This window comes from Bilophila sp. 4_1_30 (genome assembly GCF_000224655.1).
GTDB classification, from domain to species: Bacteria; Desulfobacterota; Desulfovibrionia; order Desulfovibrionales; family Desulfovibrionaceae; genus Bilophila; species Bilophila wadsworthia.
In genome coordinates this window covers 460,703-479,899 of the sequence record NZ_JH114233.1, presented here as the reverse complement: position 1 = coordinate 479,899, position 19,197 = coordinate 460,703, and the positions used below count along the sequence as shown (strand labels likewise).

General features: G+C 61.3%; 13 protein-coding genes. 11 read left to right on the top strand and 2 right to left on the bottom strand.

The features are described from left to right. Positions 1–34: 34 nt before the first annotated feature. Positions 35–1,981 carry a sigma-54-dependent Fis family transcriptional regulator gene (locus tag HMPREF0178_RS14010; protein ID WP_009368696.1) on the bottom strand — a complete coding sequence of 649 codons (1,947 nt, stop codon included), beginning with the start codon at positions 1,979–1,981 and terminating at the stop codon, positions 35–37. Between the two features lie 286 nt (positions 1,982–2,267). On the opposite strand from HMPREF0178_RS14010, the gene HMPREF0178_RS14005 reads away from it, so the two are divergent. From HMPREF0178_RS14005 to HMPREF0178_RS13980, 6 genes are all read left to right on the top strand, one after another. Then, positions 2,268–4,205, top strand: coding sequence for an FAD-dependent oxidoreductase (locus tag HMPREF0178_RS14005; protein ID WP_009368695.1), 1,938 nt, complete (start codon positions 2,268–2,270; stop codon positions 4,203–4,205). A 53-nt stretch (positions 4,206–4,258) separates the two neighbouring features. Beyond that, positions 4,259–5,116, top strand: coding sequence for an amidohydrolase family protein (locus HMPREF0178_RS14000; protein WP_009368694.1), 858 nt, complete (start codon positions 4,259–4,261; stop codon positions 5,114–5,116). A 153-nt stretch (positions 5,117–5,269) separates the two neighbouring features. Continuing rightward, on the top strand, positions 5,270–6,595 hold the full coding sequence (locus HMPREF0178_RS13995; RefSeq protein WP_009368693.1) for a nitrate/nitrite transporter: 1,326 nt from the start codon (positions 5,270–5,272) through the stop codon (positions 6,593–6,595). Positions 6,596–7,126: 531 nt separating this feature from the next. Next, positions 7,127–9,049 (top strand): sigma-54-dependent Fis family transcriptional regulator, encoded by a 1,923-nt coding sequence (locus HMPREF0178_RS13990; protein WP_009368692.1) that lies wholly within the window; start codon positions 7,127–7,129, stop codon positions 9,047–9,049. A 527-nt stretch (positions 9,050–9,576) separates the two neighbouring features. Continuing rightward, positions 9,577–11,019, top strand: a complete 1,443-nt coding sequence (locus tag HMPREF0178_RS13985) for an outer membrane homotrimeric porin (RefSeq protein WP_009368690.1) — start codon at positions 9,577–9,579, stop codon at positions 11,017–11,019. A gap of 116 nt (positions 11,020–11,135) precedes the next feature. Next, positions 11,136–13,208: an FAD-dependent oxidoreductase gene (locus tag HMPREF0178_RS13980; protein ID WP_009368689.1), complete on the top strand. Its 2,073-nt coding sequence runs from the start codon at positions 11,136–11,138 to the stop codon at positions 13,206–13,208. Between the two features lie 88 nt (positions 13,209–13,296). Here the strand turns inward: HMPREF0178_RS13980 and HMPREF0178_RS13975 are convergent, their stop codons facing one another. After that, positions 13,297–14,202 (bottom strand): LysR family transcriptional regulator, encoded by a 906-nt coding sequence (locus HMPREF0178_RS13975; RefSeq protein ID WP_009368688.1) that lies wholly within the window; start codon positions 14,200–14,202, stop codon positions 13,297–13,299. Positions 14,203–14,715: 513 nt separating this feature from the next. Here HMPREF0178_RS13975 and HMPREF0178_RS13965 point away from each other — a divergent pair. From HMPREF0178_RS13965 to HMPREF0178_RS13945, 5 genes are all read left to right on the top strand, one after another. Beyond that, on the top strand, positions 14,716–15,762 hold the full coding sequence (locus HMPREF0178_RS13965; RefSeq protein ID WP_009368686.1) for an alpha/beta hydrolase: 1,047 nt from the start codon (positions 14,716–14,718) through the stop codon (positions 15,760–15,762). A gap of 58 nt (positions 15,763–15,820) precedes the next feature. Beyond that, complete coding sequence (locus tag HMPREF0178_RS13960; RefSeq protein ID WP_009368685.1) at positions 15,821–17,011, top strand: MFS transporter; 1,191 nt, start codon at positions 15,821–15,823, stop codon at positions 17,009–17,011. A 57-nt stretch (positions 17,012–17,068) separates the two neighbouring features. Next, on the top strand, positions 17,069–18,097 hold the full coding sequence (locus HMPREF0178_RS13955; protein WP_009368684.1) for an alpha/beta hydrolase: 1,029 nt from the start codon (positions 17,069–17,071) through the stop codon (positions 18,095–18,097). A gap of 66 nt (positions 18,098–18,163) precedes the next feature. Continuing rightward, positions 18,164–18,712 (top strand): flavodoxin family protein, encoded by a 549-nt coding sequence (locus HMPREF0178_RS13950; protein WP_009368683.1) that lies wholly within the window; start codon positions 18,164–18,166, stop codon positions 18,710–18,712. A gap of 130 nt (positions 18,713–18,842) precedes the next feature. Next, positions 18,843–19,196, top strand: coding sequence for a cyclophilin-like fold protein (locus HMPREF0178_RS13945; RefSeq protein ID WP_009368682.1), 354 nt, complete (start codon positions 18,843–18,845; stop codon positions 19,194–19,196). The last annotated feature ends 1 nt before the right edge of the window (position 19,197 follow it).

The following is a 19,197-nucleotide window of genomic DNA, read 5'->3' as shown; positions in this document are numbered from 1 at the left end:
TCCAAATTTCTCAATTCCCATTCCCTCCCGAATCCTACCGACACTCGTCCGGCGACAGGCCGAAACGGCGCATCTTGACGTACAGGCCGCTCCGAGAAATGCCGAGGGCCTTCGCGGTCGCCCGGATGTTGCCTCCGGCCTCCTGAAGCGCCCGGACGATGGTTTCCTTCTCCTGATGCGAGAGAAGCCCCCGAGGGACGGCGGGACGCGGCACGACCCCCGGTATGCCCTCGTGATTGAGGATGTTCGCGGGCAACACGTCAATGTCGATGGTGGGTATCCCCTGCGACATATGCACCATCCTTTCTATGACGTTTTCAAGCTCACGGATATTGCCGGGCCACGGGTAACCGAGAAGCACATCCATAGCCCGATCCGTAACCCGCAAGGGGCCGCGTCCGAGGGAGGCGACGAAGTGATCGAGGAAATGGTTGATCAGAAGCGCGATGTCCGAACTGCGTTCGCGCAGGGGAGGCACGTTGAGGGTGAAGACGTTCAAGCGATAGTAGAGATCCTCGCGGAACGCGTTCTGACGGATGGCGTTTTCAAGATTGCGGTTCGTGGCTGCGAGTACCCGCACGTTGACGAGGCGGGTGTGCTTGCCTCCCACGCGGGTTACTTCGCCGTTCTGGAGCAGGCGGAGCAGGCTTACCTGCGCTTCAAGGGGCATCTCCCCGATTTCATCAAGAAAAATGGTCCCGTTGTCCGCCAGTTCAAATTTGCCGGGCTTCCCAAGACGGCTCGCGCCCGTAAAAGAGCCTTCATCATAGCCGAAAAGCTCGCTCTGCACGAGGTTGCGCGGCAGCGCCCCGCAGTTCACCACGACGAAAGGCGCGTTGGCCCTCCTGCCCCCATTGTGGATGGACTGCGCGAAAAGTTCCTTGCCCGTGCCGCTTTCCCCGAGGATGAGGGTGGTCACATCGCTCTGGGCCGCCATGCGGGCCATGCGTACGACCTCCTGCGTGGCAGGCGCGTTGCCGACAATGTGATCGAAGGTATAGACGGCCTTGGCCCCGGTGACGCGCACGGCGGATTCCTTGATCCTTTTGGTCTCGCGCAGGGTCAGCACCCGGCCTTTCCCCGATTCCAAGCGGGTGAGCGAAAGCATACAGTTGAGCGAACCGCCCTTGAGCTGGAGGAACGCTTCCTGATCGCTGAATTGGCCGCTTTCCGAGAGGATCGCCCGGATGATGTCACTGGAAAAGATGATGTCCTGGATGTTGCCGTGCACGGCGTCCGGAGGCAGGCCGAGCATGGCTTGCGCCTTGTTGTTCAGCGTCCGTATCGTGCCCTCGCCTTCCAGCACGACCACCCCTTCATCCAACATTTCAATGATGGCCTTCTGTTCCTGAAGGAGCAGCCGCAGGCGGAGCTGTTCCGCGATGGCGTGGGCCGCCGCTTCCATCATACCCCGGGTATGGTGATGGTACAGGGCGCTCGGGAGCGTCACGTTGAGCACGCCGACGATGGCGTTCCGGCTGTCCCTGATGGGGGCCGCCGAGCAGAACCAGCCATGGAACGAGCGGCAGTAATGTTCCGAAGCCAGCGTCTCCACAGGCGTATGTTCCACGAGGCACGTCCCGATGGCATTGGTCCCCGAGGCGCTTTCCGCCGCGAGGTTGCCCGGTGCGAGGTGCGGGATGGGATAACTGCCGGTATTGTCCCAGAGCGCGTGCAGGACGATCCCCTGCGCATCGGACAGGGAAATGAAACTGCGCGAAGTGCTGATGGGGTTATACAGCTTTTCCATGATGCTTTTGGCCACCGCCACAAGATCCTCGTTCTGATCGAGCAGCTTTTCCAGCGCGGCGGGGCTGAGGGACACTTTGGAGGCGTTGTCCGGCCTGACCCCCTGAAGGCGGCAGCGCTTCCATGAACGCAGGATCAGGGGCCGGACGGCGGATTCGTCCACGGGCTCTTGCCTGTGGAAGCGCTCCCACTGTTCAAGGACCCTTTTGTTCCGCTCGATATGCTCTTCCATGTTCCTCTCCGCACAAAGCATGTTTACGTGTGTCTATTATAAATCATATTCTATGAACATGTCTACCAATACATGCCCACATTTTGCACACCGGGCACACTGTCTGGACGGGGAAGCGAAGATGTGGGAACACCGGGAATATTCAGAGCCGCCCACTGTATCGGAATGAATTCCGGGGGTCAGGAAAAAGGCGGAAACGGCCCGGCGCGGCACGCCTCATCCGCCGGAAAGATGGCACATGGCTTGCATTGCCGCAGGCAAGATGTCTTTCTCATCTGGAGGTTCCATGAACACATCTTGTTGCACCAATCCAATCCGCATCAACACGCTGTTGATCAAAAACCGGATTGTCTTCCCCGCCATGTGTACGAAATACGCCGCGCCGGACGGCGGCGTCACGGAGCGTATGCTCCGCTACTACGAAGAGCGTGCCAAGGGCGGGGCCGGGCTTGTCACCATTGAGGCCACGTCCGTCGATCCCACCGGCAACTCCTTCTCCCGTGGCCTGAGCATCGCGGACGACGCGCGCCTGCCCGGCCTCACCGAGTTGGCCCGCCGCGTGAAGCGGCACGGGGCGCGCATCTCCATCCAGCTCCAGCACGGCGGGCGCGCCGCGCTCCCCCAGTTCTCGGGCCATGCCGTGCCTCTCGTATCCGCCATCCCCGGCGTGACCCCTTACGACAACAGCGCGATCCTCAGCGAAGAGGAAATCGCCCGCCTCGTGGAATGCTGGGGCAAGGCCGCCGTCCGTGCCCGCGAAGCCGGGTTTGACGCCGTGGAAATCCACGGGGCGCACGGCTATCTCATCAGCCAGTTCTTTTCCCCCTATACCAACCGGCGCACCGACGGATACGGCGGTTCGCTGGAAAACCGTATGCGCTTCGCCCTTGAGGTCTGCCGCAAAGTCCGCGAGTCCGTGGGGCCGGATTTCCCGGTCACTTACCGTATGAGCGCCGTTGAAGGGCTTCCCGGCGGCACCACGCTGGAGGATTCCGTCGCTCTCGCCAAGCGGCTGGTAGCCGACGGCATCGACGCTTTGCATGTTTCCGTGGGGCTGCGCGAGACGAATTTCATGGTTTCCCCGCCCGCCTGCGTGGAGAAGGGCTGGAACGCGCCCCTTTCCCGCGCCGTGCGCGACGGCATTGAGGCCGCCGTGCCTGTCATCGTTGCGGGCCGCGTAGCCGACGAGCAGACGGCTCAGGGCATCATCGATCGCGGGGATGCGGACATGGTGGCGATGGGCCGTGCGCTCATTGCCGATCCGTTCCTGCCCGCCAAGGTTGCGGCGGGCGAGACCGAAGACATCATCCGGTGCGTGGGCTGCAACGAAGGCTGCGTAGCCGGCTCCGCGCGCGGAACGGGTATCGGGTGTGCGCTGAACCCGTTGTCCGGTGCGGAAGGCAAGTACGCTCTCGATCCCGTGGCGTCCTCCAGGAAAGTCGCGGTCATCGGCGGCGGCCCCGCCGGGATGCAGGCCGCCCTTGCCGCCCGGTCCCGGGGGCATGCGGTGGATCTGTATGAAAAATCGGATCGCCTCGGCGGTCTGCTCAACGTGGCTTGCAAACCGCCGTACAAGGAAGATTTGGGCCATGTCACGGGCTGGTTCGAGCGTCAGCTTAAGCGGGCGGGCGTCGGGCTGCATCTCGGGGCCGCCCTCACGCCCGAAGCGGTACGGGATCTCGGCGCGGACGCCGTGATCGTTGCCACGGGCAGTGCCCCGGTATTCCCCGGCTTCTGCCGCAAGGCCCGGAACGCGGTGGTAGCCCAGAGCATCCTCTCCGGTGAAGCCAAAGCCGGGAAAAAGGCGCTCGTCATCGGCGGCGGGCTTATCGGCTGTGAAACCGCCGAGTTCCTCGCCGCGCAGGGTTCGGACGTGACCATCCTCGAACTCCAGCCCGAACTGGCGAAGGATATGGAATCCCGTACCCGCCGTTATCTGATGCAGCGCCTCAGGGAGTACGGCACGCGCTTCCTTACCAGTACGCAGGTGCTTGAAGTCACCGAAGAAGGCAAGGTAAAAGCCAAATTCCCTTCCGGCTCGGAACGCTGGTTTGACGACTTCGACACGCTCGTGATTGCCGTGGGCTACCGGGCCGAAAACGCCCTTGCCGCCGAGCTTGAAGAGATGGGCTGTCCCTGTGCCCGCGTGGGGGATTGCGCCTCCGTCGGCAAAATCCTGACCGCCATCGAATCCGGTTTCCAGGCCGGGTGTTCCATCAAGTAAGCGCCCGCTGCGGACGCACCGCCAACAGGCCCGCAAGGGCCGGGAGAAACGTTATGATCATTGATTTCAGGCTCCGCCCCGCCACGCGCGGTTTTCTGAATATGCACATCTTCCGCAATCAGGAACGCATCGCCAGCTGGAGCGGCAGGCTCGGCATGGTTCCCCCGCCGTCCGCCAAACAGGGCGACATGGAGCTGATGCTCAAGGAAATGGAGGAAGGCGGCGTGACGCTGGGTGTCGTGCCGGGCCGTCAGGCCAATGCCTTCATGGGTAACGTGCCCAACGAGGACATCGCCGCCATCGTCGCGGATTACCCGGGAAAATTCATCGGCGTCGCCGGGATCGATCCGACGAACCGCGCCAAGGCGCTGGAGGAGATCGAGCGTTTCGTGGTGAACGGGCCGCTCAAGGCCGTGGGCATGGAGCCCGGCGTGCTGACCAGCCCCATGTATGCCGATGACCGCCGCATCTACCCCATATACGAATACTGCGCCGAGCACGGCATCCCGGTGCTGCTCATGGGCGGCGGGGGCAACGGCCCGGATCTCAGCCACAGCAACCCGATCATCATCGACCGGGTGTGCGGCGACTTCCCTGAAATGACCGTGATCAACACGCACGGCGGCTATCCGTGGGTTACGGAAATCCTGTTCGTGGCCTTCAAGCGCCCCAACCTGTACCTCTGCCCTGACATGTACATGTACAATATGCCCGGCGTGAGCGATTACGTCATGGCCGCCAATACCTTCCTCTCCGAGCGTTTCCTGTTCGGCACGGCCTATCCGTTCATCGGCTTCCGTGAAGGCGTGGAGCAGTTCAAGGCTCTGCCCTTCAAGCCTGAAGTCTTGCCCAACCTGCTGTACCGCAACGCGATCAAGGCGCTCAAGCTCGATATCCCGTGCAAGGAGTAATCCCCCGGCGGGACGCTTTCAGCCCCTGTTGAGGGCGTCCCGCCGGACGCACGTCCCCCCTTATTCCCGAAAAAGCCGACGACGGAAAGCATTTCCGCCGGAAGGCTTTGCTGCGCCCTCCCGTCCGGCGGGCGCGGCTTTCACGGAGGCCCTATGTCCCCCCATTCATCCAAAGCCATGGCCCGACATGCATGGTTTATTTTTTCCATTTTGACCATCTGCTATGCGCTCGTCAGTTTCTTTCGGACATCCACGAGCACCCTCGCCGTGGATATCATGCGCGAATTCGCCGTCGGCGGCGGGCTCATGTCGGTCATGAGCTCCGCCTATTTTTACCCGTACGGGTTCATGCAGATCCCGGCGGGCATCCTTTCGGACCGCTGGGGTTCGCGCAACACCATCGCCTCGTTCCTCCTCATCGGGGCTGCGGGGTCACTCCTGTTCGCCCTTTCCGGCTCGGTAACGGCGGCGACGGCCGGCCGCGTGCTCATCGGCGTCGGCATGGGCATGGTCTTCGTGCCCGCCTTGCGGGTGATCCTGTACTGGTTCCCTCCGGCACGGCACGCCCTCGGCACGGGCTTGATCCTTTCCCTCGGTACGGGCGGTATGCTCCTCGCCACCTATCCGCTCATGCTGCTCTCGCAGGCCGTGGGCTGGCGCGGCAGTATGTTTGCGGCTACGGCGGCGACCGTGCTTGTGGCCGGCGCCACGTGGCTGTGGGTACGCAACCGCCCCGAAGAGGCCGGGTACGCCCCGGCATGGGTTTCCATCGCTCCCCGCAAACACCCCGCCCCGCCCTTGCGTGAAACCATGCTCCGCATCGTCCGCAGCCGCACCTATTGGAGCGTATCCACATGGTTCTTCTGCATGTACGGGTCGTTCTACGCCATGACCGGGCTCTGGGCCGGGCCGTATTTCATTCAGGGCTACGGCCTCGACAAGGGCACGGCGGGCGGCATCCTTTTCTGCATGGCCCTCGGCGCGGTGGTCGGCCCGTCGCTGGTGGGGGTCATCGTGACGTGGGTCCGGTGGTCCAAGGGAGCCCTGCTCCTCGCCGCCAGCGGCGTCACCATCCTGCTCGCCGCGCCGCTGCTTGCGGATCATCCCGTGCTCCCCGCCTCCCTGCTCCCGGTCTGGAGTCTCGCCTTCGGCATCTTCTGCGGGGGGTTCGGCGGCATCGCCCTCACCAAGGTACAAGAGGACTTCCCCCCCGAAATCGTGGGCACGGCCACCGGGATGATCAACATCTACTCCTATATCGGGACGGCCCTGCTTCAGCTCGCCAGCGGGTGGATCATGGAAACGCAGGCCCCCGGTCAGGCCGCCTACGGCATCGGACAATACGCCTCCATGTTCATCCTGTTCATGGCCATGTTCGTGACCGCTTTTTCCGCAACCCTGCTCGGCCTCGGCAAGAGCCGGGGCAACGCGACGGATGTCTTTTCCCCAATGGGCGAAGGCGAAACCAAGAGCGCCTGAGTTTCCAGCCACCTTGGACGGCACCGGAGGGAGGAACCCCTTTAATGTGAGGGCCCACACGGGGTATGCCTCCTCCGGCCCCTCCACTTCCCTATTAGGCTTCGCTGATGGGAAAACGGCGCGCCGGGAATTCATTCCGGTTTGCGCTGAATGCCTTTCCCCATGCTTTTTCCCATAGGCGAAATGCCGCCCGCGATGCCTTTCATTTACCCCCCACTCCCGTTTTCCGCTGAGCGGCAATGCCGCCGACGAAAACACGCATAAGCTCAAAGCACAACCTGCGTGCTAGCAGGAATTCACCCGCTCCCACTTGTACCGACTCCGGCGCGCCCGCATTGGCAGGGGAACCTCTTGCAGGGTCCGGGGGCAAAGCCTCTCAGCAAGGCACGAGGCGGAGCCCCGACGGGACTCGCGCATTTTCCGTTTGCCCGGAGGAGGCTTTTCCGGTATCACTTTCGAGTATGTGAAAGGCGATAATCTGTTTTTTTCGCAGTGTTCAGGCTATTAGGTTTTTCTCCGGATGGTCACTCCATGCCCTCACTCATGATTCAGGCGCCGGATCAGGCATCCCCAGCCCTGCACGCAGCCTTGTATGCGGAATGGCAAAAATTCCGCGACGGGACCGCCCCCGTGGATCCCGAATATATCCCCCCGTTCATCCTCGCCTCTTGGGAGCGCTGCCGGGAATCCGGCATCACCACGGAAGCCAACAGCATTGTACGCGTGGACGCGCTGCTCCTTGAGCAGGCCCTGCGCCTCAACAGCGATCTGCTGTGCAGCGCCCGTTCCATCATGGATAAACTGTTTTCCGTAGTGCGCGCCACGCGATGCAGCATTTCACTGACAGACGGCTCTGGGCTCGTGCTGCATACCCTGCGGAGTGAGGGCGACGGGCCCGACGTGCTTCCCGGCCAGATCGCCACGGAAGCCGTATCCGGCACCAACGGCATCGGGACTTGCCTTGTCGAACGGAAGACCGTGACCATCATCGGCGCACAGCACTATTGCGCCCGGCATCATGTCTGGAGCTGCACCGCATCCCCCATCCGCTACGAAGACGGCACGCTTGCAGGCGTCCTCAATGTTTCCATCGCCCGGGAATCCTATCATCCGCATACGCGGGGCATGGTGGAGGCTTCGGCCCATGCCATCGCGGAACAGCTCCACCTGCGGGCCATCCTCGGCAGGCAACGTGCGATCATGGAAGTGCTGGACGAGGGCATCCTCGAAGTTGACGCCTCCGGCGAAATCCGTTTCGCCAACGGACGCGGGCTATCCATGCTCGGGCTGGAGGCGCTGCCGCCCCATCTCCATTTGCGGGACGCCATACTTTCCGAGGCCGTGCGCCGCGACATCCTTGACGAGCACAATGCCTTTCTGGATCGGGAAACCCTGCTGCACACCGCGAACGGCACGCTCCCGTGCGTACTCTCCTTCGCGCCGCTCGATATGGGCAAGGGCGGTGTGTTGGCCCTGCGCGAATCGCGCCGCCTGTGCGGGTTCGCGGCCCGCACAATCGGGGCCGGGGCGGTCTACGCGCTTGACGATATTCCGGGCGACTCCCCCGCCATTGCCCAAGTACGGGAGGCGATCCGCCGCGCCGCGCGGCATGACGCTCCGGTCCTGCTCACGGGCGAGGAAGGGACGGAGCGGCACGACTTCGCTCAGGCCATCCACAACGCGGGACGCCGCCGGGAGGCCCCCTTCGTCGCTGTGCACTGCGGAGGCATCCCGCGCAGCCTTATGCGCAGCGAACTGTTTGGATTCGATGGTGAAGGCGGCAGGCCCGGCAAATGCGAGCTGGCGGATGGCGGCACGCTGTTCCTCGACGGCGTGGAAGCTCTCCCCCTGACTGCACAGCTGGGGATCGTGCGCCTGCTGCGCGGCGGAGAAACCGCCCGCGTCGGCGGAGGACAAGGCCGCACAGTAAACGTCCGCCTTATCGCCGGGGCAGGCCCGAGGCTTTCCGACGCGGTGCGCGAAGGGCTTTTTCTTAAAGAACTGCATGAACTTTTACGGGAATACACCATAACGGTTCCACCGCTGCGCGAAAGGCGTTCTGACATTGAGGCTCTTGCCGCCCGTTGCGCTTCCCGGTTCGCGCAGGCCCTCGGCAAACAGCCGAAGCCCATCGCCCCCGAAGCTATGGAGGCCCTACTCAGGTATCCGTGGCCCGGCAATGTCCGGGAGCTGGAAACCGTTCTGGAGCGGGCCGTGGCCCTTGCCGAAGGCGACGTCATCGGGCTTTCCGATCTTCACGCCCGGATCTCCGCGGCCGAGGTTTCCGCACCCACAGGAAAACCGCTGCCCGGCCACGAAGCGAAACGCCTGCTCGCCGCGCTCGAACGGACGGCGGGCAATGTCCGCGAAGCCGCCAAACTCCTCGGCATCTCACGCGGTGGCTTCTACGTGAAGCTCAAAAAACTCGGCCTCAACCCCGATGAATACCGCTAGCCATACCGCCTGACGCCTCCGGATGTGACCGGAAGTATGTTCTCTGCGATCCTTCCGGATCATGGCGGCTATGCCGGGATCGCGTTCCTCATCCATAATCCCTTCCCCCTGACCTTTCAGGTCGCCCCTTGAGGCCATTCCTCTCATGAATGGCCTCTTCAAGCTGTGTCCATAAAAAAGACATGTTCATATACACATGGTTTCAATATGAACAGCATTGAAGACACTTTTCACGATATGCCTTTCTAATGCTGTAAAATGATTCCTCTTTTTCGCATATGCGTGTAACATGCTGATATTGGCCCACTCTTTGCTGTTCTCATAAGCAGGATACCGTTACAGGCGCAATCCGGTCCCCATCCGGGAGAGAAACGGCTTTCCGTGGGGGATCAGGTTCTTTTCAATCTTTCGCTGTGGTTGCGTCGTGGGACAGTCCGCGTGGCGGGCAGCGGCCTCTCCGATTGAACGAAAAGACACAAGCTGTTGCACCAATCCAAAACGCTTGAGGAGAAACTGAGGAGGATCCCATGAAGAAAGTGATTACCCTGCTGCTGGCCGCCGGTCTGGTGATCGGCGCCGCATCCGCCGCCAACGCCGTGGACATCAAAGCCAAGGGCCTATGGCACAATGCCATGTCCTTCGCGGACCGTAATTTTGAAAAACACAACGGCTCCGACAAGATGCAGAATGCCACCCGTATCCGTACGCAGATCGACGTCATCGCGTCGGAAAGCCTCAAGGGTGTCGTCTATTTTGAAATCGGACCCCAGAACTGGGGCAAGGGCGCGGACGGCGCGTCCCTCGGCACTGACGGCAAGGTGGTCAAGGTCCGCTACAACTACGTTGACTGGGTCATCCCCCAGACGGAAGCCAAAGTCCGTATGGGCCTCCAGAACTTCAGCCTGCCAGGATTCGCCCTTCCGCACGTCATCCTCGGCGGAGGCGGCGCGGACGGCGCGGGCATCACCCTGTCCACCCAATTCACCAAGAACATCGGAGCCACCCTCTTCTGGCTGCGCGCCGAAAACGACAACACCGACAGCGCCACGGACTACGGCAAGCAATACCACTACAGCGACGCCATGGACTTCACGGGCATCACCCTGCCCCTCAAGTTCGATGGCGTGAAGGTGACCCCGTGGGCCATGTACGGTTTTGTGGGCCGCGACAGCTTTGAAAACGCCGGGGCCTCCGGTGACCAGAAGAAACTGTTGCAGGGCCTGCTGCCTCTCGGCGTGAGCAACAAGACCCTGACGGGCAACAGCCTGACCGATCGCCACGGCGACGCGTGGTGGGCCGGGTTCACGACAGAACTGAAGGTGCTTGATCCCTTCCGCTTCGCCCTCGACGCCACCTATGGCCGTGTCGATCTCGGCGAAGGCCTCAGCACCAAAGGCAAGAAGATCGACGTCAAACGCGAAGGCTGGATCGTGTCCGCCCTTGCCGAATACAAGATGGAATCCGTCACGCCCGGCCTCACGGCATGGTATTCCTCCGGCGACGACGCCAACGTCAACAACGGTTCCGAGCGCCTGCCCACCATCAACCCCGACGTGAAGGTGACTTCCTACGGCTTCGACGGCACGAACTTCTGCCGCGCCCAGCAGGTCCTCGGCACCAGCGTCGACGGCACGTTCGGCATCGTGGCCCACTTGAAGGACATTTCTTTCTTTGAAGACCTCAGCCACACCCTCCGCGTGGCCTTCTATCGCGGTACCAACAATACCGAAAATGTCCGCCAGAAGATGATCACGAAGCCCTCCGAAACGGTTTCCTCCATGTACTACATGACCACCGCCGACAAGGCGTGGGAAGCGAACGTCGATTCGGAATACAAGATTTACAAGAACCTCAGCCTGTTCCTCGAACTCGGCTACATCCGTATGGATCTCGATTCCAACGTCTGGAAAGACTACGAATCCAAGAAGAACAACTTCAAGGGCGCGGTCTGCGTTCTCTACTCCTTCTAGCAGGCTCCCGCCATTCCCACGGCTCCGGCGGCCCTTCCTCCGCCGGAGCCCTCACTTTGCCCGAAATCCCGCCCAGCGCGGGTCAACCATACATTCTACACACGCAAGGAGACGGCATGAGCACCGGACAATTCCATAAGCTCCTGTCACCGCTTTCGCTCGGAAGCGGCCTCACCCTGAAAAACAGGATGATCAAGGCCCCCCAGTCAAGCTGGTTTTTTGAGGACGACGGCTCGGCCGGGGACAGGGTCATTGACTTTTACGAAGCCATCGCCGCCGGTGGGGTCGGGCTTGTGATCGTATCCGCCATCACATGGCGTTCCGACCATCCCGCCGGGGCTTACGGCGCGCTCCACGACGACCGGTTCCTCCCCGGTATGAAGCGCCTCGTGGAACGCTGCCACGCGCACGGCTGCCCCGTGTTCTGCCAGCTCCACCACTCCGGGGCCTCGGCCATGACCGGGCACGGCGGCGGCCTGCCCATCGGCCCCTCCGATCTCGGGCCGGATGAAATCCCATGTCCCCCGCCGGTGGGCAAGCCCACGCGCGGCCTCACCGCCGAAGAAATCGCGGAGGACAAGGAACTCTATTTCAAGGCCGCCGAACGCGCCAAAGCCGCCGGGTTTGACGGCATCGAAGTCCACTGCGCGCACGGCTACTATCTGGAAAGTTTCGTGAGCCGGGTCTGGAACCGCCGCGACGACCAGTATGGCCCCCAGAGCCTCGAAAACCGCACCCGCCTGCCTCTCGAGATCATCGCCGGGCTGCGCGAGCGCCTCGGCGCGGACTACCCCCTCGGCCTGCGCATGAACGGTCAGGAGTGGGGTGCCGACAGGGGGCTGACCATCGCGGAAACCGTGGCCATCGCCAAGATTTTCGAGGGCGCGGGCGTGCGGTACATCAGCGTGTCCGGCTACGGCTTCGGGCCGCTGCCGTTCCGCTATCTGCCCGACTACTGGCCCTATCCCGAGCCGGAAGAACACATGAAGCCCTACTTGAAGGATTTCATGGGCGACGGCCTGCTCATCCCCGCCGCTGCCGCCATCAAGCAGGCGGTGAACATTCCGGTCATCGCCGTAGGCCGCCTCGACGAGGCCAAGGCCGAAAAGATCCTTGAAGAAGGCAAGGCGGATCTCGTGGCCTTCGGGCGTGTTCTCTGGGCCGACCCGGAATTCCCCCGCAAGGTCGCGGAAGGCCGCATTGAGGACATCGTGCGCTGCACGCGCTGCGGGACCTGCGAAGATCCGCCGGTGGGCCGCCCGCGCCGCTGCCGGGTCAACCCCGCCATGGGCCGGGAAAGCCTTTTCGCCATCCGGCCAGCCGAAAAGAAAAAGAAGGTTGTGGTCATCGGCGGCGGCCCCGCCGGAATGGAGACGGCCCGCGTCGCCGCCCTGCGCGGGCATGACGTGACGCTGTTTGAAAAAAGCTCGCGCCTCGGCGGGAAATTGCCCCTCGCGGCAATGATCAAGGGCGTTGAGGTCGAGGATGTGCGCCCCATCATCAGCTATCTGACCACGCAGGTCGGCAAGCTGAACATCAAGGTCAGGCTCGGCGAGGAAGCCACCGTATCCAAGATCCTTGCCGAAAAGCCGGACGCCGTGGTCATCGCAACAGGGGGCCTGTACAGACTGCCCTCGCTCAAGGGCGTCGAGAACCGCAATGTCGCGGGCGTCAACAGCCTGTCGAAACAGGTCAAGCTGCCGCTGCTTGTTTTCGGGCCCGAGCTTTTGAACAAGCTGACCAAACTGTTCCTGCCCATCGGCAAGCGCGTGGCGATCATCGGCGGGCAGATCGAAGGGCTGCAAGGCGCGGTCTTCCTCCGCAAGCGCGGCCGTGAGGTGACGGTACTGGAACCTTCCGAGACGTTCGGCAAAGGCATCCCGCCCCGTTATCTTGATCGGCTCAAGCCGTGGCTCGCCAAGAAGGACGTCCAATTGCTCGGCGGCGTGACCTGCGACCAGATCACCGATCAGGGCGTGGTGATCACCACAAAGGACAATCAGCGCAAACTCATCGAAGCCGACACGGTGATGGTGCTTCTTTCGCAGGAGCCCGACACCAGCCTGCTCGAAGCGCTCAAGGGTTCGGTCAAGGAAGTGCTCTGCGCGGGCTCGGTCAACGGCGCGCAGGTCGGCAGCCTCATCGTGAACGCCATTGAAGACGGACGCCGGATCGGATGTAATCTGTAGGCAAAAGAAGAATAGACCAGAGGGGAAGAGGCGCTTTTCCAGAAAAGGCCCTCTTCCCCTTTTGCGTCCGCTTCCTGTAGTTCCATTGTTACGCTGGGCTATCCGCCTCCCGCCGATCCGCGATCTCGCGTTGCAGGCATTCCAGAAATTTTTCAGCGGCCTTCGAGAAAAACTGGTACTTTTTCCACGCGATATGCAGCCCCACCTCCAGCTTCGGCTCCAGCGGCCTGAAGCACAACGGGCTGTCGCCGGATGTCCTGACGATCTTGTCCAGACACAGGGCGTATCCCATGCCTTCCTCCACCATGATCGAGGCGTTGTACAACAAGTTGTACGTCGTGATGATGTTCAGCTTCTCATAGCCTTCTCCGAACCATCCTGAAAATTCGTTTTTCACCAGATGCTGGCTGGAAGCGAGGAGCGGAAGGCCCGGCAGATCCTGCGGCCTTATCGTCGGCCTTGCCGCGAGAGGGCTGTCTTTTCGCATCAGCACGCCCCAGATGTCCGTCACCGGCAGCTTGATGAAGTCGTACTTCGACAGATCCGCCGGTTCGATGAAGATGCCGAAATCCACAAGCCCCTTGTCCAGCCGTTCCGTGACGTCATCCGCATTGCCGCTGAACAGGTGGTACGCAATGTGGGGGTATGCCGACTGGAGCCTGTGCGCTGCGCGGGCAATCAGCCGCATGGCGTCGGTCTCGCCGCCTCCGATATAGACATCCCCGCTGATGGTTTCTTCCGCCGCGCTGAACTCGGATTCCGTCTTTTCCACCAGCGTGACGATCTCCTGCGCCCTCTTGCGGAGAAACATACCTTCCTCCGTCAGAGAAATCTTCCTTTTCCCGCGCAGGAACAACGTTTTCCCCAGTTCCTCCTCAAGCTCCATCATCTGCCGCGACAGCGTGGGCTGGGTGACGTGCAGGGCTTCCGCCGCCCCGGATATGCTTTCCTCCCTCGCCACGGCAAGGAAATAACGAAGCACCCTCAGTTCCATAGCTCATCTCCAGTTATTGCAGACCGCAGCGCGCCGTTCGCCCGCATGCCTTCCCCGAATCTGGGTGATACGTGATGACATCGCTTGCCAGCCTGAGAAAACTCTTTGATATGGCGATTCATACCATGCTTAACAAGCATGGTAAAGTATTCAATATAAGTATTTGCTATTCAATGGCCCCGCTCTTATATGCATGTCACAGGAGAAAGCAACTATGAAAGGTAACCCCAAACAAGACGATCCGTTGATCCAAAACCTGCATGACGCCGGATGCTCACAACAGATCATCGAGCAATTCATGCAAAGCAGGCAGGAAGGGAACATATTTTGCCAAATGCATATTCTTATAAAACAGCGGAATCTGCTTCTTGAAGACCTCCATAAGGATCAGAACAAGCTGGATTGCCTTGATTACCTTCTTTTTCAACTGAAAAAGGGATGCTGAAACAGTCCTGCTGCGTCCCTTTCAATCCCCGGTCCGATCAAGAATACTCAAACCTCAAAGGAGACAACATGATGCGCGCAATGAAACAGCTCGGTATGTCCGCCGCCATTATCGGCGCAATGTCCGCCGCCCCGGTTCTGGCTCAGGAACTCCCCGCCGACGCCAGCAATTTCTACAAGAGCGAAGACGTAACCGTGCGGCAGGTCACGTTTCCGAACCAGTACAAGATGAACATCGCCGGGAACCTGTTCCTGCCCAAGAATCTGGATCAGAAAAAGAAACACGCCGCGATCATCGTCGGGCATCCCATGGGCGCGGTGAAGGAACAGAGCGCAAACCTGTACGCCGTCAAAATGGCGGAACAGGGGTTCGTCACCCTCTCCGTGGATCTGGCGTTCTGGGGCGGCAGCGAAGGCCAGCCGCGCAATGCCGTTTCCCCGGACCTGTATGCCGAAACCTTCAGCGCCGCCGTGGACTTCCTCGGCACGAACCCTCTTGTGGACCGTGAACGGATCGGGGTCATCGGTATCTGCGGCAGCGGCAGTTTCGCCATCAGCGCCGCCAAGATCGATCCCCGCCTGAAGGCCATAGCAACAATCAGCATGTACGACATGGGCGCGGCCAACCGGAACGGACTTCGGCATGGCATGACCCTGGAGCAGCGAAAGCAGATCCTCAAGGAAGCGGCGGAACAGCGCTATGGGGAGTTCACGGGCGGCGAAACCAGGTACACCAGCGGCACCGTCCATGAACTGACGGAAACGTCCACGCCCATCGAGCGGGAATTCTACGCCTTCTACCGGACCCCGAGAGGGGAATTCACCCCGGAAGGCTCCTCCCCCCAGCTCACCACACACCCGACGTTCACCAGCAACGTCAAGTTCATGAACTTCTACCCGTTCTCGGACATCGAGACGATTTCCCCGCGCCCCATGCTGTTTATCGCAGGCGAAAAGGCGCACTCCATCGAGTTCAGCGAAGACGCGTACAGGCTCGCGGCGGAACCGAAGGAACTGTATATCGTCCCCGGAGCCGGGCATGTGGATCTGTATGACAGGGTAAGCCTCATCCCCTTCGGCAAGCTCACGGACTTCTTCACGAAAAACCTGAAATAACATTCCGGGGAGGGCGGGGCCCGGTTGAGGTCCCCGCCCGCATCCCAAAGGGCATAGTATGCAGAACGGTGTCTTTCAGACCGGCAATCCCCGCTGGTCGGCGGTCTTTTCCTTGTTTATGGGCGTCATGGCCCTGATTGCAGCCGAATTCATCCCCGTAAGCCTGCTGACGCCCATTGCCCGAGATCTTGCCGTCACCGAGGGCATGGCTGGGCAGACGGTCACCGCCGTGGGCGTATTCGCCGTGCTGACCAGCCTCCTGCTGGCCCCGCTGACGGGAAACATCGACAGGCGGCGCATCCTGCTGGCTTTTTCCGCCATGCTTGCCGCATCCTACATGCTGATCGGCATCGCTCCGACCTATCCGATCATGCTCATCGGGCGCGCGATACTCGGCATCTGCGTGGGCGGCTTCTGGTCGCTGGCCTCCGCCGTCACCCTGCAGCTCGTCCCCACGAAGGACGTTCCCCGCGCCCTGAGCATCGTCTACGCCGGGGTTTCCGTAGCGACGATCATCGCCCTGCCCGTGGCGAGCTGGATCGGCCATCTGATCGGCTGGCGAAATGTCTTTTTCCTCGGCGCGCTCATGGCCGCTATCGGGTTCGTCTGGCAATACCGCGCCCTGCCCTCCCTCCCGGCCCGCGCGGGCAGCGGTTTCCGGGACATGTCCGCCCTGCTCCGGCGCACATGGATTCTGGCGGGTATCGGCGGGAACATCCTGAGTTTCGGCGGATACCATATTTTCTTCACGTACCTGCGGCCCTTTCTGGAGCTGGATCTCGCCTTGGGAGCCAATACGCTTTCCGTGATCCTGCTGGTCTTCGGAGTGGCGAACGTCCTCGGCACCTTCATTGCGGGCGCGCTCCTCGGGAATCACTTCCGATCAACCATGATTCTGGTCCATCTGGCCTTCACAGCCGCCGCGCTCGCCTTGCTTCTCTCCCAGGGGCACGCGGACATCGGCGTCGCGCTGGCTGTCTTCTGGGGATTCGCGTTCGGCTTTACCCCGGTGGGCTGGTCCACATGGATTGCCCGCACCCTCTCCGATAAGGCGGAACTCGCCGGAGGGCTCACCGTCGCGGCGACGCAATTCGCCATCGGCCTTGCCGCCGCCGTGGGCGGGTTTACCTACGACAACCTCGGCATCAACGGCATTTTTCTGGCGGCGGCGGGCATCAGCGTCATGGCGGCCCTGCTGATCGCGGTCAGTTTTTCCCTCTTCGCCAGAGACACGGGGCACAAGGCCTGAACGCTCGCTTCGCACATGCCCATACCCCACTTCACCTTCATATATAAGGAGATGCCTATGAACCGTCTTAAACAGGCCATGTCTGCCGTATTGCTGACGTGTGTCGTCGCTTTCCCTGCCGGGGCACGGGAACTTCCCCGCCCATTTCCCGTCCCGCAAACGGTCAGCCCCGAACTTCGGGAACTCATTGCCAAGGTCCCGCCGCCTCACTGGGACACCCATCCCGGCACCGCTCAGGAATGGAAAACTTGGGCCGATGCCTTTTCCAAGGAAGCGGCAAAAACACTCCCCGGCCTGCGTGAAAAATTGAAGGTTGGCGTTGCGAAAGGGGAACTCGGCGGCGTGCCGGTCTTCACGTTCACCCCGAAGGATCTACCGGAAGCCAACCGGGATCGAGTCCTCCTGAACCTGCATGGAGGAGGCTATGTCCTCGGACAAGGGGAATCAGGAACGCAGGAAGCCGTCCTGATGGCGGGCATAGGCAAATTCCGGGTCATATACGCCGATTACAGGATGGCTCCCGAATTCCCCTATCCGGCCGCAGTCGACGACGCCATGACCGTATACCGCGAACTGCTCAAGACCAAGCCCGCACAAAAGATCGGCGTGTTCGGCACCTCCACGGGCGGGGGACTGAGCCTGATTCTGGGGCTCCGCGCCAAAGCGGAAGGACTGCCTCTCCCGGCGGCTATCGCGGCGGGGACGCCGTGGACGGATCTGACCAAAACCGGAGACTCGTATTTCACCAACGAGGGTATGGACAACATTCTCGTCAGCTATGACGGATGGCTGGGGGATGCCGCGCGGCTGTATGCCGGGGGGCATGATTTGAAAGACCCCATGCTGTCCCCGGTTTACGGCGATATGAGCGGTTTCCCGCCGACCCTGCTCACTTCGGGGACACGGGATCTCTTCCTCAGCAACACCGCGCGGATGCACCTGAAACTGCGGGAGGCGGGCGTCCCCGCCGATCTCATCGTGTTCGAGGGCATGTCACACGCCCAATACCACATGGCGGAAGACGCGCCGGAAACCCGGTTCCATTTCAGCGAACTGGGACGCTTTTTCGATGCTCATCTTCAATAACATACCTAATGAGCAATAAAATAATAAAACTATTTTCCGCAACGCACTGAAAGGAGACTCATTCCCATGACGAAAACGAAAAACATCCTGATCCTTTCGACCAGCCCCCGCAAAAACGGCAACTCCGAAATGCTGGCCCGTGAATTTGCCAGAGGCGCAGAGCAAGCCGGACATAATGTGGAACTGATTAGCCTGCACGACAAAACCATCGGCTTTTGCAAAGGCTGTCTGGCCTGCCAGAAAACGCAGCGATGCGTCATCCATGACGATGCCGATGCCATCGTCCGAAAAATGAAGGACGCCGAGGTGATCGCATTCGCCACCCCCATCTATTTTTATGAGATGTGCGGGCAGATGAAGACCCTGCTCGACCGCTCCAACCCTCTGTTCCCGTCGGACTATGCCTTCAGGGACATTTACCTGCTGGCAACGGCGGCGGACAGCGCGGAGAGTTCAATGGACGGGGCCGTCAAAGGCTTGGAGGGCTGGATCGCCTGTTTTGAAAAGGCCGCGCTGAGGGGCGTCGTGCGGGGTACGGGCGCCGACGGAGCCGGGACAATCCTACAGGTTCCCGCTGCCCTGAAGTCCGCCTTTGAGCTGGGCCGCAAGGCGTAAAGCCATGAACGAACAGACTATACGACAAGACCGCAGACCGCCCCTGAAGCAATGTCTGTTATCCATGACGGCCTTTTTGTTGGCGGTACTGGCGGCACTTTTCCCCCATTCCGCTCCGGCAGGTGAACCCATGCGCATACGTTTGATCGTAGACGGGGAAAACCTTCCCGCCGTGCTGGAAGACAATCCCGCAGGCCGCGATTTCTTGAGCATGCTCCCGCTCACCCTGACGGTGAAGGACTACAACGGGACGGAGAAAATCGGCAACCCGCCGCGCAAGATTGCCACGGAAGGCATGCCGGACAGCATTGAGCCTTTGGCGGGCGATCTGACGTTCTATGTCCCGTGGGGCAACATCGCCATCTTTTACCGGGAGTTTCGCCTGTCCAGAGGGCTGGTCCGTTTCGGGCGCATCACTTCGGGCATAGAAAAGCTGGCTGCCATGCGCGGCGACTTTTCGATTGCCTTCGAGCGGGCGGAATAAA